We start from the raw sequence: 26848 nt of genomic DNA, 5'->3' as shown, positions 1-26848 counted from the left end.
CACCGGGCTTCTGGTACACTCATCCACACAAAATTGACTGAATAGCAGGCAGGACAATGGCAGATCAATCGCAGGAAACCACCGATTTCGGTTTTCGCACCGTCGCTAGAGACGAAAAACAGGCCATGGTGGCGGACGTTTTCCATTCGGTAGCGGCAAAGTATGACGTGATGAACGACCTGATGTCGTTCGGTATTCACCGTATCTGGAAGCGTTTCACCATTGACTGCAGCGGCGTGCGCCGCGGGCAGCGCGTGCTGGATCTGGCCGGCGGTACCGGCGACCTGGCCGCCAAGTTCTCCCGCATGGTGGGCGAGCAGGGGCAGGTGGTGCTGGCGGACATCAACGATTCGATGCTCAAGATGGGACGCGAGAAGCTGCGCGATCGCGGCATCGTCGGCAACATCAATTACGTGCAGGCCAACGCCGAAGCGCTGCCGTTCCCGGACAATTACTTCGATTGCATCACCATCTCCTTTGGCCTGCGTAACGTCACTGACAAAGACAAAGCGCTGCGCTCGATGTTCCGCGTGCTGAAGCCGGGCGGCCGTCTGCTGGTGCTGGAATTCTCCAAGCCGCTGCTGGCGCCGCTGAGCAAAGCCTATGACGCCTACTCTTTCCACGTGCTGCCGAAGATCGGCGAGCTGGTGGTGAAAGATCCGGACAGCTACCGCTACCTGGCGGAATCGATCCGCATGCACCCCGATCAGGAAACCCTGAAGGGCATGATGGGCAACGCCGGTTTTGAAAACGTCACCTATTTCAACCTGACCGGTGGTATTGTCGCCCTGCATCGCGGCTTCAAGTTCTGAGAGGGAGATGCCGATGCTGTTTACCCCTCTGCTGACCGGTGCGCTGGAAACCTCGCTGAATAACCTGCTGTTTCGCGATCGCAGCATGAAAGCCGCCCGCCAACGCCTGGCGGGCAAGGTGCTGCGCATCGAACTGGAAGAGTTGGCTTCGCCGCTGGTGCTGGTGTTCAGCGAACTGCGCGTGGATGTGCTGGGGCAGTCTGAAGACAGCGCCGATTGCACCGTGCGTAGCCGCATTCCCTCCTTGCTGAAGCTGCGCGATCGCCAGCAGTTGCCGGTGCTGATGCGCAGCGGCGAATTGACGGTGGAAGGCGATATTCAGGTGGTGCAACAGCTGGTTGGCCTGCTCGATCTGGCGGAGTGGGATCCGGCGGAGTGGCTGGCGCCCTACATCGGCGATATCGCCGCCCAAGGCATTACACAGGCGCTGGGAAAAGGCGCCTCGCTGCTGAAAGCCGGCTTTATGCGCCGGCAGCAAGACATGGCTGAGGCGTTGACAGAAGAGTGGCGCCTGGCGCCGGGGCCGCTGGAAGTGGTGTGGTTCAACGAAGAAGTTGACGCACTCGCCCGCAGCGCGGAAGCGCTGATTGCCCGCATGGACAAGTTGGAGGGCAAGCGATGACCCCAGGCGAACTGCGCCGTTTGTATTTTATCGTCCGCGTTTTTCTCAGCTACGGGCTGGACGAGCTGATCCCTAAAATGCGGTTGACGCTGCCGCTGCGCTTTGGCCGCCGGCTGCTGTTCTGGATGCCGAATCGGCACAAGGACAAACCGCTGGGTGAACGTCTGCGGCTGGCGCTGCAGGAATTGGGGCCGGTCTGGATCAAGTTCGGCCAGATGATGTCGACCCGCCGCGATCTGTTCCCGCCGCACATTGCCGATCAGCTGACGCTGCTGCAGGATCGGGTGGCGCCTTTCGATGGCGCGTTGGCGCGTAAGCATATCGAGCTGGCGATGGGCGGCCCGCTGGAGACCTGGTTCGATGACTTCGATCAGCAGCCGCTGGCCTCTGCCTCGATCGCGCAGGTGCATACCGCGCGGTTGAAAACCACCGGCCAGGAAGTGGTGCTGAAGGTGATCCGGCCGGATATCGGGCCGATCATCAAGGCCGACGTGCGTCTGATGTACCGGTTGGCAGGCTGGGTGCCGAAGCTGTTGCCGGACGGCCGCCGTCTGCGCCCGCGCGAAGTGGTACGCGAGTATGAGAAAACTCTACTGGACGAATTGAACCTGCTGCGCGAAGCGGCTAACGCCATTCAGCTGCGCCGCAATTTCGACGGCAGCCCAATGCTGTACGTACCGGAAGTTTATTCCGACTACTGCCGCGAAAGCGTATTGGTGATGGAGCGCATTTACGGCATTCCGGTCTCGGACATCGCCACGCTGGAACAGCAGGGCACCAACATGAAACTGTTGGCGGAACGCGGCGTCCAGGTGTTCTTTACCCAGGTCTTCCGCGACAGCTTCTTCCATGCGGACATGCATCCCGGTAATATTTTCGTCAGCTACGAACATCCGGAAGATCCTTGCTACATCGGCATCGACTGCGGCATCGTCGGTTCGCTGAACAAGGATGATAAACGCTACCTGGCGGAAAATTTCATCGCCTTCTTCAACCGTGATTACCGCAAGGTGGCGGAACTGCACGTCGACTCCGGGTGGGTGCCGCGCGACACCAACGTGGAAGACTTCGAATTCGCCATCCGCACCGTGTGCGAGCCGATTTTCGAGAAGCCGCTGGCGGAGATTTCCTTCGGCAACGTGCTGCTGAACCTGTTCAACACCGCGCGACGCTTCAATATGGAAGTGCAGCCGCAGCTGGTGTTATTGCAGAAGACCTTGCTGTATGTTGAAGGACTGGGGCGTCAGCTCTATCCGCAACTGGATCTGTGGACCACCGCCAAGCCGTTCCTCGAGAGCTGGCTGCGCGATCAGGTCGGCATTCCCGCCGTGGTGCGTGCGCTGAAAGAGAAAGCGCCGTTCTGGGCGGAGAAGCTGCCGGAACTGCCCGAGCTGTTTTACGATAGCTTGCAGCAGCATAAACTGTTGCAACAAAGCGTTGATAAGCTGACCAACCAGATGCAGGCTCAGCGGGTTCGTCAGGGGCAGTCACGTTATTTGTTCGGCGTTGGCGCTACACTGTTGGTAAGCGGCACGCTGTTGCTGCTGGGGCAAATCGAGGTGTTTCCCGCCTGGATGATGGCCGCCGGCATCGTATGCTGGGTGATTGGCTGGAAGCGAACCACCTGATTTAATTCGTTACTCTGGTAAAGTCGGCTCTATAATGCGGGCTGGCTTTAAAAGACCCTTTAAAATTAGAGGTAATTAAAATGGGCGGTATTAGTATTACGCAATTGTTGATCATCGCAGTGATCGTGGTGCTGTTGTTCGGTACCAAAAAACTGCGCACGCTGGGCTCCGATCTCGGCGCCTCGATCAAGGGCTTCAAGAAGGCGATCGGCGACGATACGCCGTCGACCCCCAACACGGCTGAGAAAAGCAGCCTGGATGACGCTGACTTCTCGGCCAAGCCTATTACCGATAAGCAGCCGGAAGTGAAACCGGAAGAGTCGAAGAACAAAGAGCAGGTATAAACCGTGTTTGACATTGGGTTTAGTGAGCTGCTGCTGGTGCTGGTGATCGGCCTGGTTGTTCTGGGGCCGGAACGCTTGCCGGTCGCGGTCAGAACGGTATCGGGCTGGATCCGCGCGCTGCGCTCGCTGGCGGCCTCGGTGCAGCACGAACTGTCTCAGGAGCTGAAGCTGCAGGAGCTGCAGGACAGCCTGAAAAAAGCGGAACAGGCCGGCCTGCAGAACCTGACGCCGGAACTGAAGGCGTCGATGGATGAGCTGAAAGACGCGGCGGAATCATTGAAACGCACCTACCAGGGCGAGAAAGAAGAGCTGGCGAACACCATTCATAACCCGCAGATCACCGATCCGGAAGCCTTGCACGACGGCGTGACGCCGGCGGAAGCGGCAACCCGCGCCAGTGCGCCCGCCGCCGCGCCAAAACCGGCAGCGGAACCTGAAGCCGTCGCGCCCGTGTCACCAGCACCGCCGGTGGCGGCGCAACCGGCTAAGGCGCCGGCGGAAACCGCGCCGGCACCTGTCGAACCTGTTGCGGATAAAACCCCAGCGTCTCACCAACCTAGTGGCGATCGTTAATACATGGCTGTTGAAGATACCCAACCCCTTATCAGTCATCTGATAGAGCTGCGCAAGCGGCTGTTGAACTCGATTATTTGCGTGCTGGCGGTGTTCGTGGTGCTGGTGTTTTTCGCCAACGACATCTACCAGTTGGTCTCTGCGCCGCTGCTCAAGCAGCTGCCGGCCGGGGCGAGCATGATCGCTACCGACGTGGCGTCACCGTTCTTTACGCCGATCAAATTGACCATGATCGTCTCGGTGTTCGTCTCCGCACCGATGATTTTGTATCAGGTGTGGGCATTCATCGCGCCGGCGCTGTACAAGCATGAACGCCGCCTGATGATGCCGCTGCTGGTGTCCAGCAGCCTGCTGTTCTACCTCGGCATGGCTTTCGCCTACTTCATCGTGTTCCCGCTGGCCTTCGGCTTCTTTGCCAAGACCGCGCCGATGGGGGTGACCATTGCCACCGACATCAAAAACTACCTCGATTTCGTCATGGCGCTGTTTATGGCGTTCGGCGTCGCTTTCGAAGTGCCGGTCGCCATCATTCTGCTGTGCTGGAGTGGCGTCACCTCGCCGGAAGATCTGAAGAAGAAACGGCCGTATGTGTTGGTTGGCGCGTTTGTGGTCGGCATGCTGTTGACGCCGCCGGACGTGTTCTCGCAAACCCTGTTGGCAATACCGATGTATCTGCTGTTTGAAGTGGGGGTGTTCTTCGCCCGCTTCTATACCGGCAAACGTCGTCCGCAGGCGGAAGAAGAAGACGAGGGTGACGAACCGCCAGCTCCCTGATCCATCTTGATTGCGAAGCCGCCCATTGGGCGGCTTTTGCTTTGGAAAAAATCATGTTTGATATCGGCGTTAATCTCACCAGCAGCCAATTCGCCAAAGACCGCCAGGCGGTGGTGGAGCGCGCCCGCACCGCAGGGGTGACCGGGATGTTGATTACCGGCACCGATCTGCCGGAGAGCCGCGAAGCCGCCGAACTGGCGCAACAACATCCGGGCTACGGTTGGTCTACCGCCGGTGTGCATCCGCATTACGCCAGCGGTTGGGATGAACACACTGCCGAGCAGATTTATGCGTTAGCCGCACGCCCTGAAGTGGCGGCGATCGGCGAATGCGGCCTGGATTTTAATCGCAACTTCTCGACGCCCGTACAGCAGGAAGCGGCGTTCACCGCGCAGCTGGCGCTGGCGGCGGAGTTGGCGCTGCCGGTGTTTCTTCATTGCCGCGACGCACACGCACGTTTTGCCGAGCTACTGACGCCGTGGTTGGATAAACTGCCCGCGGCCGTGGTGCACTGCTTCACCGGCACCGCCGAAGAATTAACAAGCTGCCTGTCGTTGGGCCTGTCGATCGGGATTACCGGTTGGGTCTGCGACGAGCGGCGCGGCCTGGAATTGCGTGCCCTGTTGCCGCAGATCCCGGCCGAGCGTCTGCTGCTGGAAACGGACGCCCCTTATCTGTTGCCCCGGGATTTACAGCCTAAACCCGCATCTCGCCGCAACGAACCCTGTTTCCTGCCCCACATCGTGCAGCAGGTCGCCGTCTGGCGACAGGAAGAGCCGCAATGGCTGGGGCAAAAAACCGATGAGAACGCCCGCCGGCTATTCCGGCTGGTTTGAGCTAGGAGAAAACTATGAGCTATGCATTTCCGGGCACCTTCCCTGGTCGCCGTATGCGCCGCGTGCGCCGTCACGACTTCAGCCGCCGCCTGGTGGCCGAGAATCAACTGACGGTCAACGACCTGATTTATCCGGTGTTTGTCATGGAAGGCAGCAACCGCCAGGAAGAAGTGGCCTCGATGCCGGGCGTATCGCGCATGACGATCGATCTTCTGGTGAAGGAAGCGGAAACCATCGCCAAACTTGGCGTGCCGGTGATTTCCCTGTTCCCGGTGATCGAACCGAGCCTGAAATCGCTGCATGCGGAAGAAGCCTATAACCCGGAAGGGTTGGTACAGCGCACGGTGCGCGCGCTGAAAGACGCGGTGCCTGAACTGGGCATTCTGACCGACGTGGCGCTCGATCCCTACACCACGCATGGGCAGGACGGGGTGATCGATGAGCAGGGTTATGTGATTAACGACGTGACCAAAGACATTCTGGTGCGTCAGGCGCTGTCCCATGCCGAAGCGGGGGCGGAAATCGTGGCGCCGAGCGACATGATGGACGGCCGCATCGGGGCGATCCGCGATCGTCTGGAATTGCAGGGCCTGGTGAATACCCAAATCATGGCCTACTCCGCCAAGTATGCTTCCTGCTACTACGGCCCGTTCCGCGATGCGTTGGGCTCCAGCGGCAACCTGAAGGGCGGCAACAAGAAGACCTATCAGATGGATCCGGCCAACAGCGACGAAGCGCTGCAGGAGATTGCGCAGGATCTGCAGGAAGGTGCGGACATGGTGATGGTGAAACCGGGCATGCCGTACCTCGACGTCGTGCGCCGCGTGAAGGATACCTTCGGTGTGCCAACCTTCGCTTATCAGGTGTCCGGCGAGTACGCCATGCATATGGCGGCGATTCAGAACGGCTGGCTGCAGGAGCAACCTGCGGTGATGGAATCGTTGATGTGCTTCAAACGCGCCGGCGCCGACGGCGTGCTGACCTACTTCGCCAAGCGTGTCGCGCAGTGGCTGCACGACGATGCGATGCGTCGCTAAGCGTAAAATGAGCCAACAAAAAGGCGCCTGAGGGCGCCTTTTTAATGTCTGGCGTAGCTGGAAAGCCGCGTCAGACAAGGCTTCACGTTTTACTACTAGCAGCCAAAAGCCATAAAAAGCGGGTAGGGTGTGGACACATTGTGGACACTCTGACCACCATTAGCACCTTTCAACGGGTTAAGCGAAATCGCGTCCTGCAGATACTGAGGAGCGAAGTGCGCATAGACCATCGTTTGCGCAATTTTCGTATGACCTAAAATCCTCTGCAGTGTAATGATGTTGCCTCCGTTAATCATAAAGTGTGTGGCGAAAGAGTGCCTCAGCGCATGCGTTGCTTGCCCCGCCGGTAAGTCGGGCTTAACTTCTTTGAGGATTCGCCTGAATTCAGCATAACTGGCTTCAGGAAACAGAAATCCTCGTGCTTTGCCGACTACGTAAGCCGCAACGTCATCAGAGATCGGGACCGTGCGCGGTGTGTTGGTTTTCGTCTTAACGAAAGACACCCGGTTATGAATCACATTCTCCGCCTTCAATCGCGCAGCTTCTCCCCATCTTGCCCCGGTACTCAAACACAAAACCGCAATTTTACGATTATCACCTGAGAGCGCAGCAAGTAAGGCGTCAATTTCCTCAAGAGTTAGATAGCCCGTTTCGGCTGTCTGCTCTTTCAGTTTTTTGAATCCCCTGAATGGATGCTAACCGTTATATAGTTCTGACTCAATTAGGGTGTAAGCATCCCGGTAAACCGAACCATTCACTTTTAGAGATCTTCCTACATACTGATTATGTCCTGTGAGGAGATCACCATGCGTAAAGCCCGATTTACCGAACACCAGATCATTGCCGTCCTGAAGTCTGTCGAAGCCGGACGTACCGTTAAGGATGTCTGCCGTGAAGCTGGTATCTCTGAAGCCAGCTATTACAACTGGAAAGCGAAGTTTGGCGGTATGGAGGCCTATGATATCAAAAAGATGAAAGACCTAGAGGATGAAAACCATCGCCTCAAACAGATGTTTGCTGATCTCAGCCTTGAATGCCGGGCACTGAAAGACGTTATCGAAAAAAAGCTTTAAAACCAGCGATAAAGCGTGAGCTCGTCGGTTACCTGACTGCGCAATTTACCATGAGCATTCGCCAGGCCGGCAGGACGTTATCGCTGAGCAGGACGGTCTATTTTTACCAGCCCGATACCCGGCGCGATGAACCGGTGATCCAGGTGCTGACTGAGCTGGCAGAGCGCTACCCGCGATACGGTTTTAAGAAGCTATTCCAGCTGCTGCGCAGGCAGGGTAACAGCTGGAACCATAAACGCGTTCACCGGATTTACTGCCTGCTGAAACTTAATTTTCGTCGCAAGGGAAAACAGCGTTTACCTGCGCGTAACCCGACGCCACTGGCAACGCCGGAAGCGCTTAACCAGAGCTGGTCCATCGATTTTATGCATGATGCGCTGGTCTGCGGCAGACGCTTCCGGACCTACAATGTGGTTGATGACTTTAACCGCGAGGCCCTCGCAATAGAAATCGATCTGAATATCCCGGCACAGCGGGTGGTCAGGGTGCTGGACAGAATAGTGGCAAATCGGGGTTATCCACTGAAATTGCGGATGGACAACGGACCAGAACTGGTCTCACTGACGCTGGCACAGTGGGCTGAAGAGCATGGAGTGATGCTGAAATTTATCAAACCGGGAAAACCAACGCAGAATGCCTTTATCGAACGGTTTAACCGGACGTACCGGACAGAAATCCTGGATTTTTATCTGCTCAGAACCCTGAATGAAGCGCGGGAAATCACAGAGCACTGGCTGATGGAATACAACAGCGAGCGACCTCATGAATCCCTGAATAACCTGACACCGGAGGAGTACCGGCTGATGGCCGAAAACCGGAAATCTCAAAAAGTGCGTGGAACTAAAACGGGTGTGCTTACAATATCGCTTGACGTTTCTTACGAATTATTTCTCTCGATTGCTTATGTGATGCCAGCTACGTTGAATAGACAAACTCGAATGTAAGTTTTTTGACCGTTATGGCTATAAATAACCTGCAGATAATAGTTTAAAGGGCTTGTTAAAAAACATTTATAAGTCAATAACTTGTGTTTTAATCGGTGGTGGAGCTGTTTTTGTTTTCATGTTATCATGGCTAAAATTTTCTGCAGAACAAAAACTATGAACCCCTTGACTTCACATAATGATGCTATGCGAGAGTTTCTACTCTCTTCAGACGTTGAACGACTGAGAAATTCAGTTGATCTAGATGACATTGATGATGTCCTGAGAAAGTTACTTTCGATTGATGAAATGCGTGAGGCGGGAAGTTTCTTTACTGGTCAATCATTGGCATCAAAAGCGATATCGTCCTTTAAAAGGCCAATAACTCTGAGTTCCGTGATCTTGGATCCAACCTGCGGCGCGGGCAATTTATTAATTGAAGCATCTAGAAAGCTAGGCATTGAAACTACCCTGACTGAAACTTTAAAAGTCTGGGGTAAGGTGCTTTGGGGTTATGATATTCATCACCACTTCATAGAAGCAGCCAAAATACGTATAGTAATTGAGGCTATTAATAGAGGTGTGGAGCAAAATTGTGAGTTGGATGAAGCATTAAAATTTCTCTCAAATATATATGTAAAAGATGCGTTAACAATAGATTCAAAGGAGCTTGAAAGGGTCACTCATATTGTCATGAACCCTCCGTTTACAATTTGGCCTTCCCCAAAAATAAATTATTGGAAAGAAGGGAATGTCAACGCAGCTGGTATAATTTTTGACAAATACTTGAGAGTGATTCCTAATAATTGCCTTATTAGTGCCATATTACCTGATGTCCTTCGTTCTGGAAGTCGATACAGCGAGTTTAGACAATTTGTATCAGCTTCAATGGAAGGGGATGTCACAATTTGTGGTCGATTTAATAGGAAAACTGATGTTGATGTATTCTTATTATCAGGAATTAGCAAAGGCAACGAAAATAAAATACATTGGCATACGGCAATAAATAAAGAAACTTCTGTAGCTGATTACTTTGATGTTAGAACCGGACCATTAGTTGCATATCGTGATCCCGAAGAAGGTAATGAGTATGCATACTTTTATCCTAAAAACTGTCCTAAATGGGAAATCGTAAAATATGCATCCGAAAGAAGAAGATTTTCGGGGAAAGTTTTACAACCACCTTTTATTGTTATCAAAAGAACTTCTAGTCCATCAGATAGGAGTAGGGCATCAGCTACGCTTATTAATTTAAATGAACTGGTTGCGATCGAAAATCATATGATCGTAGTCACACCTAAGGATGGGAAAGTTAATACGTGTAAAAAACTTATGAAAGTACTTCAAAGCCAACAAACAAATGATTTCCTTAATGAACGAATTCGATTACGACATCTAACCGTTGGTGTGATAAAAGATATTCCATTTGCTGAGGGTGCATGAATTATGGCACGTAGATATTTAGGAAAGAAACCATTTGATCTTTCAGCCCGTGTTCCTATGCAACTCGGTCGTGAAAGTATTTCAAGTTCAACAGTTGCTGTTTCTGAGCTGATAAAAAATGGATATGATGCTGATGCTGAGAGTGTTCACGTAGAGTTTTTTTTAAGAGAATCACCGGCTCTCTCAACATTAGTAATTAGGGATGACGGTAATGGTATGGATGCGGAAACAATCTATGATCATTGGCTAAAGATTGGTACTGACTTTAAGAATGGAGTCGAATTATCATTAAACAAAAAACGTGTTCTAACGGGTGCTAAAGGGTTGGGGCGTCTTGGCTTAGACAGATTAAGTAAAAAAGTTGTCTTATATACTAAGAAAAAAGGAAGTAGCTCGGTCATTCAGTTGATTGTTGATTGGAGAAAATATGAGGGAACCAATGCTTCAATCTCAGAAATCCAGCATGATATTTATGAGCATGATTTGCCATTATCAGGTAAATATGGAGAAATATTCTCATCTGTAGACGATTCTGGTACCTATATGGTATTGATTGGGTTGAAAGATTATTGGTGTTCAGAATTTATTGAGGATTTAAAACAAGAGTTAAGGCTTTTAATTTCTCCATATAGATCTACTAATGATTTTTCAATTACAATCCATAGGACAATTGACAATATTTCATTCCCTAAAGAGGTTGTTGATACTCAAGAATTACTCAAGGCGGCCAGTTGGGAAGTAAAAGCTGTAATAGACTCCAGCAATAAAGTTAAACTTTCCTTTAAAAATAATAGTACTGGAGAGTTAATAGAGCAAATACCAACACCATGGAAAAATTGGATTTCAAAACAAGGTGAAAATCCATTGTTTGGTCCTCTGAAGTTTGAATTTCATTATATGGTACGAAAAAAAGAGTTTCTTTCTAAAATAGATATGTCCGCGAGAAACTGGTCAAGATTTATGGAATTGAACCGGGGGGTGAGAATTTACCGTGATGATTTTCGCGTCAGGCCTTATGGCGAACCTACGGGCAAGGGAGATTGGTTAGATTTAGGTTATCGAAAAGCCTCTAGCCCTGGCGGGATTAAGCAAGGTGGTTGGAGAATTGCCCCTAATCAAATTATTGGTGCGGTTAGTATTTCTAAAACGACGAATGCCATTCTTAACGATCAGGCTAATCGAGAGGGTATAGTTGAAAATGAAGCTTATCTGCAACTCAGGAATTTTATACTCAAAGTCATTTCTTCTTTTGAAGTGCTTGCTACAAAAGATGCTCAAGCAAATGAGGAAACTGATCTTGCCGCTGAACTTGAGCGTATAATTAAAGAGAAAGATACTGAATTAAAGGGCGCAATTGACGAGATAAGAGCTTTTTCCAAAAAAACCAAAAGAAGAGGTAAAAAAACACCTCCCGCTCAGGTGCTTAATCAAAAATTACGTGAGCTTGAGAGAGCTAAAGCCTCTCATCAAAAAGCCCTTGATGATTATTATTTATATCTGGAAAAAGAACGTAAAAAGTTAGAGGGTGAAAAAGACACACTTTCTAATCTTGCCTCTTTAGGGGTGTTAACAGTCAGTTTTGGACACGAAATTCGTACTCATTCTGCATTAGCATTAAATAACTCGAAAAATCTTAAAGCATTAATTAAATTAGCACAAGATACAGGTGCTGCTATAAATTATGATCAACTTATTAGTGTTACTGAACTCATGATAACAGGAGCCCAGTATGTTGATACTTTTTCAAAGTTAGCCATTAATAATATTAAGCCTGATAAACGAACCCGTTCAAAAATAAATGTTCCTAAGATTTTTAAGTATATATGTGAAATGATGTCTGCAACTTTCTTAAAAATGGGGATTCAATATGAAATTGAATTTGTTAGAATTGCGGAAGAAGATTTCAATGTTCGATCATTTGAAATTGATTGGGAGAGCATTGCAATCAATTTGATAACTAATGCTACTTGGGCTCTTGAAGATATAAATCATCGTCAGAGAAAGATAAAGATTGTTTTCGAGAGAGTCGGTGGTTCTCGATTAAGATTGGCGTTTATGGATTCTGGATGCGGTCTTGAAACAGGGCAAGAAAATACTATATTTTTGCCTATGCACAGTCGTAAAGTTGATCGTAAAGGAAATTCGATAGGTACTGGGATGGGATTGTCTATTATTAAAAGTCAGGTTGAAGAGCATATGCCATCAGGTACAATATCTGCCCAGCAATATTCAGATTTGGGTGGGGCCGGTTTTTTCATCGAAGTTTTGCAGGATAAATAAATGAATACTATTATATTCATCGACGATGACAGCGATGTACGAGCAACGTATCAACTATCTATGAGTTTAATGTTCTCAGGCGAGTTTGAGGTATTATGTTTAGATGTTGAACCGTCATTGGATAGCATGGTTCAAGTTTTAAAAGATATACCGGAAAAAATTACATTTTTTATTGATGAGAAACTTAAACACTCTGGCGTTGCTACTTATAACGGGGTCGAATTAGCTGAAAGAATTAGGGTGTTTGATTCAAAAATTCCTATTTATATCTTAACTAGTTTTGCAGATGAAATAGAGAAGTATCTTGGCGATATAGAATTTGTAATTGATAAAAACGATTGGGATCTTGACGATACAAATCTAAAACAAAGATTTCTGAGACATATTAATACCTATAAAGACATAAAGTCACAACAAGCAAAGAGATTCGAGGTTCTTCTCGAAAAGTCAATATTCTCAACTTTAACTGAAGATGAGCTTGAAGAGTTTAAAGCTTTGGATTTGTCTCGAATAAAAAATGTTTCTAGTGAAGGAATCATTAGTGAGGAATCGCTCGGGAAGTTAAATGAAGCCTCAAATGAATTGGATGCAATATATTTGGAGTTGAAAGGGAATGATGATAAATAACTTTTATTATCCTCATCTATCTAGGCAGGATATTTCTGCTTATTATAAATCAGCCGGGGAGTTCTACGCTACATATAATTGCGAAAAGAATTATTCTAACATTAGTAAGGACTGCCAATACAGATGTGTCTATTGTGATGCAAGTATAGATGAGTGCGGTGGGGAGCCTTTTTCATTAGACCACTTTAGGCCAATGGATGTTTTTCTTGAAAAATTTGACGGTATACTTAAAACACATCCTTTCAATCTACACCTTTCGTGTCAGAAGTGCAATGTACTGAAAACAAACGACTGGAAGGGGTGCAGAGAAACTCAAGATGGCGCCACATATGTATCAAGATTAGGCTATATTGACAGATTCAAAGTTGATATTAGCAATTATATTTCTGTAAATGAAAATGGAATGGTTGTATCAATAGATGACAATGGCCCTGGAGATTATATGATACGTAAGATGTTGTTGAATCGTACTAATAGGGTTTTTATCAGAAAGCGTAGACTTGTGAAAAATAAGGCCGCCTTGATATTGAGGCTATTATTGCAAAAACAAAACGATCTTTTGAATTCAAAAGATCTCAGTGCTGAAGATTTAAAGCTAGAGATCATGAAACTACAAAATATTTTTAAAAGATTTGAACAGCTGGATTTAATTAAAGTTTAGAATGTTGATATTTTTTTTTAAATTTAGTGAAGCCCGCTTGCGCGGGACTTCTTGTTTCGATGTGGTCAACATGTGGACGCGACCTGAAATAAATCATTTTATTTCATCATGTTGAAGCGTTCAAAAAGGCGCCTGAGGGCACCTTTTGCATTACATCTTCTGGAACTGTCGGTTGTCGATGCTTTGACTGACCTGCTTGTTGATCAGGTTCAGCAACAACATGGAACGCGCCTCGCCGTCCGGTTCGGTGTAGATCGCCTGCAGCCCTTCGAACACGCCGTCGACGATCAGAACGGTATCCCCTGGCTGTGGGGTTTCCGGATCGACATAGGTTTCGCTGGCGTGCGTGCGCAGCTCATCGATCACCTTGCTCGGGATGACGCTCGGCAACGTGCCGAAACGCACGAAGTGGCTGACGCCACGGGTGGCGCTGATGGTGGTGGTGTGAATGCGCTCCGGATCGAACTCCACAAACAGATAGTTGGGAAACAGGGGTTCGCTGACCGCGATACGTTTACCACGCACGATCTTTTCCAGCGTGATGATCGGGCTGAGGCAGTTTACCTGCTGCCGCTCCAGATGTTCCTGCGCCCGCAACAGCTGACCGCGTTTGCAATAAAGTAGATACCAGGATTCCATAATTTCACATGCCTTTCTGCCAGCCGGTAAGCATATCAAAAGCTATTCCGGATACATAGTGATGCAAGTTTCAGTGTGTAACATCACCTATCTCTATGAATCTGCGGCTATTAGCGAGGGGTCACACACTTATCGATACGGTGCTGGTATAACAGAGGGCTAAAAATTTGTTACCGTCACAGTATGGCAGGCGCTGCGCCGCCGGCTGTGACGCTATTCATCGTTTTGACCGAGAGGGAAAGAAATGGAGCTGTTTCTGTTGAGCAACGGCAAGCTGTCTGGCGAAGCCGAGCTGCTGGGGTACGCCAAAAGCCAACTGCTGGCGATGATTGCGCGTCGCGGCATCAAATCCGCCGTCTTTATCCCTTACGCCCTGATCCGTTACGACTACGACCAGCGTGCGCAGGAACTGGCGCAAACGCTGGGCATCGAAGTCACCAGCATCCACCACGCCGCTTCGCCGGCGGCGGCGATCGCGCAGGCGGAGTGCATTTTGGTCAGCGGCGGCAATACCTGGTTGCTGAACCAAATGCTGCACGAACAAGGCCTGATCGTGCCCATCCAGCGCGCGGTGCGCGAGCGTGAAGTGCCTTACGTCGGCTGGAGCGCCGGTTGCAACGTGGCCACGCCGAGCATTCGCACCACCAATGACATGCCGGTGCGCTGCAGCGTGGTGCTGCCGGCGCTGGGGCTGTTCCCGGCGCAGATCAACCCGCACTACATCGACGCACATATCAGCGGCCACATGGGCGAAACCCGTGACGAGCGCCTGGCGGAGTTCTGCGCGGTCAATCCAAGCGAGTCGGTGGTAGCGCTGCGTGAAGGTAGCCTGCTGCACGTTGAAGGCAATGCGCTGCGTTACTTCAGCGCTAACGGGCAGGGCTTCAAGGTGTTCCGCCACGGTGAGGAGACGCGTGAATATCAGGATACGCGCGCGCTGGCTGCGCTGGTGCCGTTCAACTGCGGCTGAGGGCCACCCGGCGGCGGGCGGCGTTAACAAAATTGCAGCAACAACCGTGAAGAGGGCTTATAATGCCCTCCCCACTGGCCGTTATAATGATCAGCATGAAATACCGTGACTTACGCGATTTCCTCTCGTTGCTGGAGAAGAGAGGGGAACTAAAACGCATCAGCCAGCCGATCGATCCTTACCTGGAAATGACGGAGATTGCCGATCGCACCCTGCGAGCGGGCGGTCCGGCACTGCTGTTTGAAAACCCGAAAGGGTATGACATGCCGGTGCTCTGTAACCTGTTCGGCACCGCCAATCGCGTGGCGATGGGCATGGGGCAGGAAGACATCAGCGCGCTGCGCGAAGTCGGCAAACTGCTGGCGTTCCTCAAAGAACCGGAGCCGCCGAAAGGCTTCCGCGATCTGTTCGACAAAATGCCAAAGTTCAAGCAGGTGCTGAACATGCCGACCAAGGTGCTGGGATCCGCGCCTTGTCAGGAGCAGGTATGGCAGGGTGACGATGTCGATCTCAGCCGTATTCCGGTGATGCACTGCTGGCCGGAAGACGCTGCGCCGCTGATCACCTGGGGGCTGACGGTGACCCGCGGCCCGCATAAGGAACGGCAAAACCTCGGCATCTATCGCCAGCAGGTGCTGGGCAAGAATAAAGTGATCATGCGCTGGCTGTCGCATCGCGGTGGCGCGCTGGATTATCAGGAGTGGTGCCAGGCGCATCCGGGCGAGCGTTTCCCGGTCGCGGTGGCGCTGGGCGCCGATCCCGCTACCATCCTCGGTGCGGTCACGCCGGTGCCGGATACCCTGTCTGAATATGCCTTTGCCGGGCTGCTGCGCGGCAATAAAACCGAAGTGGTCAAGTGCCTTTCCAACGATCTGGAAGTGCCCGCCAGCGCCGAAATCGTGCTTGAAGGCTATATCGAGCCGGGTGAAATGGCGCCGGAAGGCCCCTACGGCGACCACACCGGTTACTACAATGAAATCGACCAGTTCCCGGTGTTCACCGTTACCCACATCACCCAGCGCCGCAACGCGATCTACCACTCGACCTACACCGGCCGGCCGCCGGATGAGCCGGCGATCCTGGGCGTGGCGCTGAATGAAGTGTTCGTGCCGATCCTGCAAAAGCAGTTCCCGGAAATCGTCGATTTCTATCTGCCGCCGGAAGGGTGCTCGTACCGCCTGGCGGTAGTGACCATGAAAAAACAGTACGCCGGCCACGCGAAACGCGTGATGATGGGCGTCTGGTCGTTCCTGCGGCAGTTTATGTACACCAAATTTGTTATCGTCTGTGACGATGACGTCAATGCGCGCGACTGGAACGACGTGATTTGGGCGATCACCACACGAATGGATCCGGCAAGGGATACTGTTCTGGTGGAGAATACGCCGATCGACTATCTGGACTTCGCCTCGCCGGTTTCCGGCCTGGGTTCGAAGATGGGGCTGGACGCCACCAATAAATGGCCGGGTGAAACCGATCGCGAATGGGGCCGTCCGATTCAGATGGATGAAAAGGTACGTGCGCGCGTCGACGAAATCTGGGATGAGCTCGCAATCTTCAGTGACAGGGAACCGACGTTATAGCGTCAGGCCCTGTTCTCAGCTTTGCATTGATGACCCGACAGAGGGAACGCATGACAATATTGAGCTGTAAAGTGACCTCGGTAGAGGCCATTACCGATACGGTTTATCGGGTACGTCTGGTGCCCGAACAGCCGTTTTCTTTCAAGGCAGGGCAATATCTGATGGTGGTGATGGATGAGCGCGACAAGCGCCCGTTCTCACTGGCATCAACCCCGACGCAGCAAGATTACATCGAGCTGCATATCGGCGCTTCTGAGCTGAATCTGTACGCCATGGCGGTGATGGATCGCATCCTGAAAGAGCAGGCGATCACCGTTGACGTGCCGCATGGCGACGCCTGGCTGCGGGAAGAGGGCAGCCGTCCGCTGGTGCTGATCGCCGGCGGTACCGGTTTCTCTTACGCGCGTTCAATCCTGTTGACCGCGCTGGAGCAGCAACCCGATCGCGACATTTCAATCTACTGGGGCGGGCGTGAGCTGAAGCACCTGTACGATTTGAGCGAGCTGGAAGCGCTGTCGTTGCAGCATCCGAATCTGAAGGTGATCCCGGTGGTCGAGCAGCCGGAGGCTGAATGGCGTGGCCGCAGCGGCACCGTGCTTAGCGCGGTGCTGCAGGATTTCGGCACGCTGGCGGAGCATGACATTTACATCGCCGGGCGTTTCGAGATGGCGAAAATCGCCCGCGAGCGTTTCTGCGCCGAGCGCGGCGCGCTGGAAGCGCATATGTTTGGCGACGCGTTTTCGTTTATCTGACACAGGCGATGCGCAGTGAACGGGGTGGCCGAGGGTCGCCCCGTTTTTATTTGGGCGTCGGCAAATTTCAGGCATAAAAAACCCGCCCCTGACAGGCGGGAAGAACGGCAACTAAACTTGGCGGGATGCCGCGATTTGAAGTGGTGACGCGGTCATCCCAAGATAGACACAGCTAAACGCGTTCAAACACGGTGGCGATACCCTGGCCCAGGCCGATGCACATGGTCGCCAGGCCGAACTGCGCGTCGCGACGTTCCATGTTGTTCAACAGGGTGGTCGAGATGCGGGAGCCGGAACACCCCAGCGGGTGGCCGAGCGCGATGGCGCCGCCGTTCAGGTTAATCTTGTCGTCGATGCTGTCCATCAGCCCCAGATCCTTGATGCACGGCAGCGACTGGGCGGCGAACGCTTCGTTCAGCTCGAACAGATCGATGTCCTGCACGCTCAGACCGGCGCGTTTCAGCGCCAGCTTGCTGGCCGGCACCGGGCCGTAGCCCATGATGGACGGATCGCAGCCGACGACCGCCATCGAGCGGATGCGGGCGCGGGCCTTCAAACCGAGCGCTTTGGCGCGCGATTCGCTCATCAGCAGCATGGCGGAAGCACCGTCCGACAGGGCGGAGGAGCTGCCGGCGGTGACGGTGCCGTTGACCGGATCGAACGCCGGGCGCAGGGCCGACAGGCTTTCGACGGTGGTCTCCGGGCGAATGACTTCATCGAAATCGTAACGGGTCAGCACGCCGTCGGCGTCGTGGCCGTTGGTCGGTATGATCTCGTTTTTAAAGTAACCGGCCAGCGTTGCTGCATGCGCGCGCTGGTGGGAGCGGGCGGCAAATTCATCCTGCATCTGGCGACTGATGTTGTGCATCTTGGCCAGCATTTCGGCGGTCAGCCCCATCATCCCGGCGGCCTTGGCCACGCTGCGGCTCAGGCCCGGATGGAAATCCACGCCGTGATTCATCGGCACATGGCCCATGTGTTCCACGCCGCCGATCAGGCTGATGTGCGCGTCGCCCACCATGATGGCGCGTGCCGCGTCGTGCAGCGCCTGCATCGAAGAGCCGCACAGGCGGTTGACGGTCACCGCCGGCACGCGGTGCGGGATCTCGGCCAGCAGCGCGGCGTTGCGGGCGATGTTGAAGCCTTGTTCCAGCGTCTGCTGCACGCAGCCCCAGTAAATGTCATCAATCTCGGCGGCGTCCAGCGCCGGATTGCGGCTCAGCACTTCACGCATCAGGTGAGCGGAGAGATCTTCGGCGCGTACCTGGCGGAATGCGCCGCCCTTGGAGCGGCCCATCGGCGTGCGTACGGCATCAACAATAACTACGTTTTCCATCTTTATGACCTCATGCCGGTTGGCGGGTAGCGACGTCGGACAGCGGTGTCGCCACCGGGTAGTAGCTTTCATTGCGTTCGGCCTTGGCGCGCAGACCGGCCGGCACCTGGTACAGGGCGCCGAGGTGTGCGTAACGCTGGGCCAGCTCAACGTAGTTGGCGGTGCCGAGCGTATCCAGGTAGCGGAACGCGCCGCCGTGGAACGGAGGGAAACCGATGCCGTAGACCAACGCCATATCGGCTTCGGCCGGGCTGGCGACGATATTTTCTTCCAGGCAACGCACCACTTCGTTGATCATCGGGATCATCATGCGCGCGATGATTTCTTCGTCGCTGATGATCTGGCGCGGTTGGCTCACTTCGGCCAGCAGCGCATCGGTCTGCTCATCGTTGTCCTTGCGCGGTTTGCCTTTGCTGTCCTGGCTGTAGCGGTAGAAGCCCAGTTGATTTTTCTGACCGAAGCGCTGGTTGTCGAACATCACGTCAATGGCGTCGCGGTAGTCTTTGCTCATGCGATCCGGGAAACCGGCGGCCATCACGGCCTGCGCGTGGTGCGCGGTGTCGATGCCCACGACGTCGAGCAGGTAGGCCGGGCCCATCGGCCAGCCGAACTGTTTTTCCATCACTTTATCGATTTGACGGAAGTCGGCGCCGTCGCGCAGCAGCAGGCTGAAGCCGGCGAAGTACGGGAACAGCACGCGGTTGACGAAGAAGCCCGGGCAATCGTTCACCACGATCGGCGTTTTGCCCATGCGGCTGGCGTAGGCCACCACTTTGGCGATGGTATCATCGCTGGTCTGTTCGCCGCGGATGATTTCAACCAGCGGCATGCGGTGCACCGGGTTAAAGAAGTGCATGCCGCAGAAGTTTTGCGGGCGCTTCAGCGATTTTGCCAGGTGATTAATCGGAATGGTCGAGGTGTTCGACGCCAGAACGGTGTCTTCACCGATCAGGCCTTCCACTTCCGACAGCACGGCGGCTTTGACTTTCGGATTCTCGACGACCGCCTCAACGATCACCTGCGCGCGCTCGATGCCGGCATAGTCCAGCGTCGGCTGAATGGTCGACAGCACCTGCGCCATTTTCAGGCCATCCAGCTTGCCGCGCTCCAGCTGCTTGTTGAGCAGCTTGGCCGCTTCGCTCATGCCCAGCGTCAGCGACTTGTCGCTGATGTCCTTCATGATCACCGGTACGCCTTTCAGCGCCGATTGGTAAGCGATACCGCCGCCCATGATGCCGGCGCCCAGCACCGCCGCCTGTTTTGGCGCATCCACATTCTTGGCCAGCTTTTTCGCCTGGCCCTTCACGAACTGATCGTTAAGGAAGATGCCGACCAGCGCGCGCGCTTCGTTGGAGCGGGCCAACGGCACGAAGCTGGCGGTTTCCAGTTTCAGCGCTTCATCGCGGCCCAGCTTGGCGGCGGCTTCAATGGTCTTCACCGCGGTCATCGGCGCCGGGTAATGTTTACCGGCGGTCTGCAGTACCATGCCTTTGGCGGTGGTGAAGCTCATCGCCGCTTCAATCGGGCTGAGTTTCAGCGGCTCCAGCTTAGGTTGACGCGCGGCGCGCCAGTCCAGCTTGCCGTCGATCGCCTGTTGCAGCATGTTGAGCGCCGCTTCGGCCAGTTTTTCCGGCGCCACTACCGCATCGACCAGGCCGACTTTCAACGCGTCTTTGGCGCTGACGTCTTTGCCGGCGGCGATGATTTCCAGCGCGCTGTCGTTACCCAGCAGGCGTGGCAGACGGACGGAACCGCCGAAGCCCGGCATGATGCCCAATTTGGTTTCCGGCAGGCCGATGCGCGCGTCCGGCGAGGCGACGCGGAAATCGGTCGCCAGAATGCATTCGCAACCGCCGCCGAGCGCATAGCCGTTAATGGCCGAAATGGTCGGTACCGGCAAATCTTCCAGCCGGTTAAAGACGTTGTTGGCGAATACCAGCCACTCGTGCAGCTTTTCAGCCGGTGCGGCAAACAGAGAAAGGAATTCGGTGATATCGGCGCCGACGATAAATGCGGCTTTGGTGGAGCGCAGCAGCAGCCCCTTGAGCTCAGGCTGGTTTTCCAGCACGGTGAGCGCCTCGCCCAGGCTGGCGACGGTGCGGGTGTCCAGCTTGTTGACCGAGCCTGATGCGTTGAACACCAGCTCGGCAATGCCGTTATCGAGCCAGTGCAGTTGTAATGTTTCGCCTTGGTAGAGCATGTCTATCTCCTGAATCAGCGTATGATCTGGTATGACCAGATGAAGAGGAGTGTGGTTTTTATGTTAAAAATATGCAAATGAGAGATTGCATATTTGCTGGTCTGATCACATCTCACCAAGTTAGTGTTTTGATTTAAAACGGAGTTATATTTTATGTGCTATCGGCATTTGCTGGTGGTTGTCGGCCCTCATACACTTGCCTGCAGCGATTTATCATTCAGACGAGGTTAGGCATGACTAAGGCGGTTTGTGTCAAACGCAGCGGCTTATGGAGCATTCCCGCCAGAACCATGACGCTGGCGTGTCTGTTGGTGTTTATGGCGCAGATGGCGACGACCGTGTATCTGCCTTCGCTGCCGACGGTGATGCGCGAGCTGGCGATGAGCCGGCGCGCCACCGAGCTGTCCATTTCGATCTTCGTCATCGGCGCTGCCTTGCCGGTGTTGTTCTGGGGCGCGGCCGCCGATCGCTTTGGCCGCCGAGCGCCGCTGACGCTTTCCCTGCTGCTTTTCATTGGCAGCAGCGGGCTGTTGGCGCTGTGCAGCAACGGCGCCGAGCTGCTGACCTTGCGCGCTCTGCAGGGCGTCGGTGCCGGCGGTGCGGCGATCATTGCGCGTATCATCGTGCGGGATAACTGGAGCGGTGATGAGCTGGCGCGCCGTCTGTCGGTGCTCTCCATCGCTTTCATCACTGCGCTGGGCGGGGGGCAGTTTATCGGCGGCCTGCTCAGCCAATATTCGCACTGGCAGATGGGCTTCGTCCTGATGGGCGCCACCGGTTTGGCCATTCTGGCGCTGATGGCGACGCTGCCGCTGGAGGCGGGACGGGCAGGGGGCGTGCGCCCGGCGATGGCGGCAACCTACTTTGCCATCCTGCGGCGGCCGGGGTTCTTCTGGCCGGCCTGCGTCGGCGGATTGGGCTTCGCCACCACGGTGACATTGCAGGAGGTGAGTCCGTTCGTCATGCAGCAGGGTTTTGGTCTCAACGTCACGGCGTTCGGTGCCCTGGGGCTGGTGATCGGCGTCGCCTACTTCAGCGGGGCGCTGACGGTGAACCGCACGGTGGCGCGTGTCGGCGGGAAAAAACTGATGCAAACCGGCAGCGGTATCGTGGCTCTGGCGACGGCGGCGATCCTGCTGTTGTGGTGGAGCGGCATTCTGGCCGGCCTTTCCGGTATGGCGCTGTTCATCGCGCTGTATTGCCTGACCATTTTTGGCCAGGCGGTGCTGTTTCCCAACAGCATGGCGATGGCCGTCAGCGATGCCAAAGAGTACGGCGCTTATGCGATGGCGCTGTGTGGCTTTCTGCAGCAGTGTCTGGCGGGCGTCGCCGCGGCTGGCGCGGTGTTGTTGGAACACCATGGCCTGTGGGCGCTGGCGATAGCGCTGCTCGGTTTGGGCGGCTGGTTAATGGTTAAGCTGCGGATGTAACGGCATTTGCAGGGAATTGCGAGCTGCTCCGCATGCCCAACGCGATGAGGTTGGTGCGCCGGAGCGCTGTGTTAAGATGACTTCTTTCGTGCTAAGGCATAAGGGTACTGTGATGGAAACGCTGGCTTCTTTGTATAACGACCACCTGGCAGAGCTGCAAAAACGCGCGCGCGAAGTGCTGGAGCGCAACAAGTTGGATGCGCTGCTGATTCACTCCGGTGAGCTGCAAAAGGTATTTTTGGACGACCATAGCTATCCGTTCAAAGTGAACGCGCATTTCAAAGCCTGGGTGCCGGTGACGTCGGTGCCGAACTGCTGGTTGTGGATCGACGGTGTCAATAAGCCGAAGCTGTGGTTCTACTCCCCGGTCGACTACTGGCACAGCGTAGAGCCGCTGCCGGACAGTTTCTGGACCAAATCCCTTGAATTGATGCCGTTGGCCAACGCCGACGCCATCGCCCAGCAGCTTCCGCCGCAGCGCGAGCGCGTGGGCTATATCGGTTATGCGCAACAGCGCGCACGCGATCTCGGCATTTCTTCTGAAAACATCAACCCGAAAGCGGTGTTGAACTACCTGGATTTCCACCGTTCTATCAAAACCGGCTACGAGCTGGCCTGCATGCGCGAAGCGCAGAAGACGGCGGTAACCGGCCATCGTGCGGCGCATGAGGCGTTCCTCTCCGGTATGAGCGAGTTCGACATCAACCTGGCCTACCTGACGGCGACAGGCCACCGCGATACCGACGTGCCTTACGACAACATCGTAGCGCTGAACGAACACGCTTCGGTACTGCACTACACCAAGCTGGATCATCAGCCGCCGGCCGAACCCCTGAGTTTCCTTATCGACGCCGGCGCGGAATATAACGGCTATGCCGCCGATCTGACCCGCACCTACGCGGCGCAAAGCGGCAGCGAGTTCGCCCACTTGGTGAAAGATCTCAATGGTGAACAGCTGGCGCTGATCGACACCATCAAGCCCGGCGTGCGCTATACCGACTACCATGTGCAAATGCATCAGCGCATCGCCAAGCTGCTCAAGAATCACAAGTTGGTGAACGGCCTCAGCGAAGAGGCGATGGTTGAAACGGGTATTACCACGCCGTTCCTGCCGCACGGGCTGGGCCATCCGCTGGGCCTTCAGGTGCACGACGCCGCCGGCTTTATGCAGGACGAGCAAGGCACCCATCTGCCGGCGCCGTCCAAGTATCCATTCCTGCGTTGCACCCGCGTGTTGCAGCCGGGCATGGTGTTGACCATCGAGCCAGGTCTGTACTTCATCGAGTCTCTGTTGGCACCGTGGCGCAGCGGTGAATTCAAGCAGCACTTCGCCTGGGATCGCATCGATGCGCTGAAGCCGTATGGCGGCATCCGTATCGAAGACAACATCGTGATCCACGAAAAGCGCATCGAGAACATGACGCGCGATCTGAATCTGGCCTGATGCGGCCTTACCCGATACCGGCGGAAGCCACCTGCTTTACCGAAGAAATAAAGAAGAGCCGTTTCATCACCCTGCTGGCGCCGACCAGCGGGGTAGAAGCGGCAAAGGCGTTTATTCAGCAGGTGCGGGATGAGCATCCGGCGGCGCGACACCATTGTTGGGCTTTCGTCGCCGGCAGCCCCGATGACTCGCAGCAACTGGGGTTCTCAGACGACGGAGAGCCGTCGGGCACCGCCGGCAAACCGATCCTCGCGCAGCTGATGGGGAGCGGCATCGGTGAAGTGACCGCCGTGGTCGTTCGTTACTATGGCGGCGTCAAGCTGGGCACCGGCGGGCTGGTGAAAGCCTATGGCAACGGTGTTCAACAGGCGTTGAAGCAGTTGGCGTTGGCACAAAAGGTGCCGGAAGCCGAATATATCTTGCAGTGCGACTATGCGCAGTTGGCGTTGGTGGAGAACTTGCTGCAGCAAACCGCAGGTCGGATCCTGCAGGGCGAATACGGCGCCGCCGTCGTGCTGCATCTGGCGTTGCCGGCCACCGAGGTCGAACTGTTTGGGAATAAATTGCGTGATCTCAGTCGCGGTAATTTGCAATTAACCCCCATTTCGCAATAATTCCTCCCAATTGAATTGCTAAGGATCGTGCTGAAATGCATTTTCGCGCCATAACCCGTATCGTTGGTCTGCTGGTCATCCTGTTCTCCGGGACGATGTTTATTCCCGGCCTGGTGGCATTGATTTACCGCGATGGGGCGGGGCGCGCGTTCAGCCAAACCTTCTTCGTGGCGCTGACCATCGGTCTGATGCTGTGGTGGCCGAACCGCAAACAGAAACACGAGCTGAAGCCCCGTGAAGGCTTCCTGATTGTCGTGTTGTTCTGGACCGTGCTGGGCAGCGTGGGGGCATTGCCGTTCCTGTTTTCGGAACGGCCCAACTTGTCGCTGACCGACGCCTTCTTTGAATCCTTCTCGGGATTGACGACTACCGGCGCAACGACGCTGGTGGGGCTGGACTCGTTGCCGAAGGCCATCCTGTTCTATCGCCAAATGCTGCAATGGATGGGCGGCATGGGGATCATCGTGTTGGCGGTGGCGATACTGCCGATACTTGGCGTCGGCGGCATGCAGCTGTATCGAGCGGAAATGCCCGGGCCGCTGAAAGATAACAAGATGCGTCCACGCATCGCCGAAACCGCCAAAACCCTGTGGCTAATCTATGTGTTGCTGACCGTCGCCTGTGCGCTGGCGCTCTGGGGGGCCGGGATGTCGGTGTTCGACGCCATCGGCCACAGTTTCTCGACCATCGCCATTGGCGGGTTTTCTACCCACGACGCCAGTATCGGTTATTACGCCAGTCCGACTATCAACACCATCATCGCCGTGTTCCTGCTGATTTCCGGCTGTAACTACGGCCTGCACTTCGCTTTGCTAAGCGGCCGTAGTCTGAAGGTGTACGGGCGCGATCCTGAATTCCGCATGTTCATCTTCGTTCAGTTGACGCTGGTGGTGGTATGCACGTTGGTGCTCTGGGGACATGGCGTCTATAAGAGCGGTATGGAAACGCTCAATCAGGCGTTCTTCCAGGTGGTATCGATGGCGACCACGGCCGGTTTTACGACCGACAGCATCGCCAAGTGGCCGCTGTTTCTGCCGATGTTGTTGCTGTGCTCGGCGTTCATCGGCGGTTGTGCCGGCTCGACCGGCGGCGGCCTGAAGGTGATCCGTATTCTGCTTCTGTACCTGCAGGGCTCGCGAGAGTTGAAGAGGCTGGTGCACCCCAACGCGGTCTATACCATCAAATTGGGCAATCGCGCGCTGCCGGAACGCATTCTGGAAGCGGTATGGGGATTCTTCTCCGCCTATGCGCTGGTGTTTATCGTCAGTATGCTGGCGATCATTGCCACCGGCGTTGACGATTTCTCCGCGTTCGCCGCAGTGACGGCAACACTCAATAACCTTGGCCCCGGCCTGGGCGTGGTGGCGGATAACTTCACCACGATGCCGGCGGCGGCCAAGTGGATCCTGGTGGTGACGATGCTGTTCGGGCGCCTGGAAGTGTTTACATTGCTGGTGCTGTTCACGCCAACTTTTTGGCGTGAGTGAGCCTGATATAAGGAGTATGCCATGAAGGCATTGATACTTTATTCGAGCCGTGACGGGCAAACACGTGCTATCGCTTCTTATATAGCAAGCAAGTTGCAGGACACGCTGCGTTGTGAGGTGATTGATCTGCTGCAGGCGGAACAGGTCGACCTTAGTCAGTACCAGCAGGTGATGATCGGTGCTTCTATCCGTTACGGGCACTTTAACCCGGTGCTGGATAAATTCGTTAAGCGCCATGCCGAACAGCTGAATAGGATGCCGAGCGCCTTCTTCGCCGTGAACCTGACCGCGCGTAAACCGGAAAAGCGTTCGCCGCAAACCAACGCTTATACCCGCAAGTTCCTGCTGGCCTCGCCGTGGCAGCCAAAACAGTGCGCGGTGTTTGCCGGCGCATTGCGGTATCCGCGCTATCGTTGGTTCGACCGCATCATGATTCAATTTATTATGCGTATGACGGGCGGTGAAACGGATACCAGTAAGGAAGTGGAGTACACAGATTGGCAGCAGGTCGATCGTTTCGCCCAGGAATTTAGCCAGATTCAGTACGAAAAGTGACAAAAACGCGGGTTTGGCCAGCGTTTTGCCGAAAAAACCCGCGCTTGAAAAGTTTTTTGCAATTAGGGGTTGCGGCCTGCCGAGAACTCCCTATAATGCGCCTCCACTGACCGGGAACAACGACTGACAAGCCGCCGGGTCAGCGAGAAGAAAGCGAAATAAACGCTTGACTCTCCGGGCGAAAAGCGTAGTATACGCAGCCCGC

General features: G+C 54.3%; 23 protein-coding genes and 2 pseudogenes. 21 read left to right on the top strand and 4 right to left on the bottom strand.

The window, feature by feature from the left end; all coding sequences use genetic code 11:
• Nucleotides 1–56: 56 nt before the first annotated feature.
• The 8 genes from ubiE (at nucleotide 57) to hemB (ending at nucleotide 6626) form a co-directional block, all read left to right on the top strand.
• Nucleotides 57–812, top strand: a complete 756-nt coding sequence (gene ubiE / locus GT753_RS17830; RefSeq protein ID WP_004934443.1) for a bifunctional demethylmenaquinone methyltransferase/2-methoxy-6-polyprenyl-1,4-benzoquinol methylase UbiE — start codon at nucleotides 57–59, stop codon at nucleotides 810–812.
• A 13-nt stretch (nucleotides 813–825) separates the two neighbouring features.
• A complete protein-coding gene (locus GT753_RS17825; RefSeq protein ID WP_015376304.1) occupies nucleotides 826–1434 on the top strand; it encodes an SCP2 domain-containing protein in 609 nt (202 codons plus the stop codon).
• Entirely contained in the window at nucleotides 1431–3062 is a 1632-nt protein-coding gene (gene ubiB / locus GT753_RS17820; protein ID WP_004934451.1) for a ubiquinone biosynthesis regulatory protein kinase UbiB, read from the top strand. The genes GT753_RS17825 and ubiB overlap by 4 nt, the downstream gene beginning before the upstream one ends.
• An 80-nt stretch (nucleotides 3063–3142) precedes the next feature.
• Complete coding sequence (tatA, locus tag GT753_RS17815) at nucleotides 3143–3406, top strand: Sec-independent protein translocase subunit TatA (RefSeq protein WP_004934452.1); 264 nt, start codon at nucleotides 3143–3145, stop codon at nucleotides 3404–3406.
• A 3-nt stretch (nucleotides 3407–3409) separates the two neighbouring features.
• Nucleotides 3410–3979 (top strand): Sec-independent protein translocase protein TatB, encoded by a 570-nt coding sequence (gene tatB / locus GT753_RS17810; protein WP_004934455.1) that lies wholly within the window; start codon nucleotides 3410–3412, stop codon nucleotides 3977–3979.
• A gap of 3 nt (nucleotides 3980–3982) precedes the next feature.
• Complete coding sequence (gene tatC / locus GT753_RS17805; RefSeq protein WP_004934456.1) at nucleotides 3983–4753, top strand: Sec-independent protein translocase subunit TatC; 771 nt, start codon at nucleotides 3983–3985, stop codon at nucleotides 4751–4753.
• A gap of 53 nt (nucleotides 4754–4806) precedes the next feature.
• Nucleotides 4807–5589: a 3'-5' ssDNA/RNA exonuclease TatD gene (tatD, locus tag GT753_RS17800; protein WP_031300084.1), complete on the top strand. Its 783-nt coding sequence runs from the start codon at nucleotides 4807–4809 to the stop codon at nucleotides 5587–5589.
• 14 nt (nucleotides 5590–5603) lie between these two features.
• Nucleotides 5604–6626 carry a porphobilinogen synthase gene (hemB, locus tag GT753_RS17795; RefSeq protein WP_004934463.1) on the top strand — a complete coding sequence of 341 codons (1023 nt, stop codon included), beginning with the start codon at nucleotides 5604–5606 and terminating at the stop codon, nucleotides 6624–6626.
• A gap of 95 nt (nucleotides 6627–6721) precedes the next feature.
• Here hemB and GT753_RS17790 read toward each other — a convergent pair.
• A pseudogene (locus GT753_RS17790) lies at nucleotides 6722–7351 on the bottom strand (tyrosine-type recombinase/integrase); the annotation flags it as partial.
• Nucleotides 7352–7432: 81 nt separating this feature from the next.
• Between GT753_RS17790 and GT753_RS17785 the strand changes: the two are divergent.
• The 5 genes and pseudogenes from GT753_RS17785 (at nucleotide 7433) to GT753_RS17765 (ending at nucleotide 13633) form a co-directional block, all read left to right on the top strand.
• Nucleotides 7433–8543 (top strand): annotated as a pseudogene (locus GT753_RS17785) (IS3 family transposase).
• A gap of 256 nt (nucleotides 8544–8799) precedes the next feature.
• Nucleotides 8800–10065 (top strand): N-6 DNA methylase, encoded by a 1266-nt coding sequence (locus GT753_RS17780; RefSeq protein WP_160125812.1) that lies wholly within the window; start codon nucleotides 8800–8802, stop codon nucleotides 10063–10065.
• 3 nt (nucleotides 10066–10068) lie between these two features.
• A complete protein-coding gene (locus tag GT753_RS17775) occupies nucleotides 10069–12345 on the top strand; it encodes an ATP-binding protein (RefSeq protein WP_160125811.1) in 2277 nt (758 codons plus the stop codon).
• The gene (locus GT753_RS17770; protein ID WP_160125810.1) at nucleotides 12346–12972 is read left to right on the top strand and encodes a hypothetical protein; all 627 of its coding nucleotides are present in this window, start codon (nucleotides 12346–12348) and stop codon (nucleotides 12970–12972) included.
• Nucleotides 12959–13633, top strand: a complete 675-nt coding sequence (locus GT753_RS17765) for a hypothetical protein (protein WP_160125809.1) — start codon at nucleotides 12959–12961, stop codon at nucleotides 13631–13633. The genes GT753_RS17770 and GT753_RS17765 overlap by 14 nt, the downstream gene beginning before the upstream one ends.
• 150 nt (nucleotides 13634–13783) lie before the next feature.
• On the opposite strand, the gene rfaH is transcribed toward GT753_RS17765, so the two are convergent.
• Nucleotides 13784–14272 (bottom strand): transcription/translation regulatory transformer protein RfaH, encoded by a 489-nt coding sequence (rfaH, locus tag GT753_RS17760; RefSeq protein ID WP_015376307.1) that lies wholly within the window; start codon nucleotides 14270–14272, stop codon nucleotides 13784–13786.
• A gap of 244 nt (nucleotides 14273–14516) precedes the next feature.
• Here rfaH and pepE point away from each other — a divergent pair, with 244 nt between their 5' ends.
• The 3 genes from pepE (at nucleotide 14517) to fre (ending at nucleotide 17577) form a co-directional block, all read left to right on the top strand.
• A complete protein-coding gene (gene pepE, locus GT753_RS17755) occupies nucleotides 14517–15242 on the top strand; it encodes a dipeptidase PepE (protein WP_015376308.1) in 726 nt (241 codons plus the stop codon).
• 62 nt (nucleotides 15243–15304) lie between these two features.
• The gene (gene ubiD / locus GT753_RS17750; RefSeq protein ID WP_015376309.1) at nucleotides 15305–16825 is read left to right on the top strand and encodes a 4-hydroxy-3-polyprenylbenzoate decarboxylase; all 1521 of its coding nucleotides are present in this window, start codon (nucleotides 15305–15307) and stop codon (nucleotides 16823–16825) included.
• Between the two features lie 50 nt (nucleotides 16826–16875).
• Nucleotides 16876–17577: an NAD(P)H-flavin reductase gene (fre, locus tag GT753_RS17745; RefSeq protein WP_004934474.1), complete on the top strand. Its 702-nt coding sequence runs from the start codon at nucleotides 16876–16878 to the stop codon at nucleotides 17575–17577.
• A gap of 172 nt (nucleotides 17578–17749) precedes the next feature.
• Here the strand turns inward: fre and fadA are convergent, their stop codons facing one another.
• On the bottom strand, nucleotides 17750–18913 hold the full coding sequence (fadA, locus tag GT753_RS17740; protein WP_004934476.1) for an acetyl-CoA C-acyltransferase FadA: 1164 nt from the start codon (nucleotides 18911–18913) through the stop codon (nucleotides 17750–17752).
• A 10-nt stretch (nucleotides 18914–18923) separates the two neighbouring features.
• Nucleotides 18924–21113 (bottom strand): fatty acid oxidation complex subunit alpha FadB, encoded by a 2190-nt coding sequence (fadB, locus tag GT753_RS17735; protein ID WP_160125808.1) that lies wholly within the window; start codon nucleotides 21111–21113, stop codon nucleotides 18924–18926.
• 233 nt (nucleotides 21114–21346) lie between these two features.
• Between fadB and GT753_RS17730 the strand changes: the two genes are divergently transcribed.
• From GT753_RS17730 to hemG, 5 genes are all read left to right on the top strand, one after another.
• On the top strand, nucleotides 21347–22543 hold the full coding sequence (locus tag GT753_RS17730) for an MFS transporter (RefSeq protein WP_174242153.1): 1197 nt from the start codon (nucleotides 21347–21349) through the stop codon (nucleotides 22541–22543).
• 112 nt (nucleotides 22544–22655) lie between these two features.
• A complete protein-coding gene (gene pepQ, locus GT753_RS17725; RefSeq protein WP_004934485.1) occupies nucleotides 22656–23987 on the top strand; it encodes a Xaa-Pro dipeptidase in 1332 nt (443 codons plus the stop codon).
• A complete protein-coding gene (locus tag GT753_RS17720; protein ID WP_004934489.1) occupies nucleotides 23987–24601 on the top strand; it encodes an IMPACT family protein in 615 nt (204 codons plus the stop codon). The genes pepQ and GT753_RS17720 overlap by 1 nt, the downstream gene beginning before the upstream one ends.
• 35 nt (nucleotides 24602–24636) lie before the next feature.
• Nucleotides 24637–26088: a Trk system potassium transporter TrkH gene (gene trkH / locus GT753_RS17715; RefSeq protein ID WP_004934492.1), complete on the top strand. Its 1452-nt coding sequence runs from the start codon at nucleotides 24637–24639 to the stop codon at nucleotides 26086–26088.
• 21 nt (nucleotides 26089–26109) lie between these two features.
• Nucleotides 26110–26643 (top strand): menaquinone-dependent protoporphyrinogen IX dehydrogenase, encoded by a 534-nt coding sequence (gene hemG / locus GT753_RS17710; RefSeq protein ID WP_004934493.1) that lies wholly within the window; start codon nucleotides 26110–26112, stop codon nucleotides 26641–26643.
• Nucleotides 26644–26848 lie beyond the last annotated feature (205 nt).

The organism is Serratia sp. Z4 (genome assembly GCF_009900725.1).
In the GTDB taxonomy this organism is placed as follows: Bacteria; Pseudomonadota; Gammaproteobacteria; order Enterobacterales; family Enterobacteriaceae; genus Serratia; species Serratia nematodiphila.
Note: the sequence above shows the minus strand (reverse complement) of the source record. Positions and strands in the feature narration are given on the sequence as shown.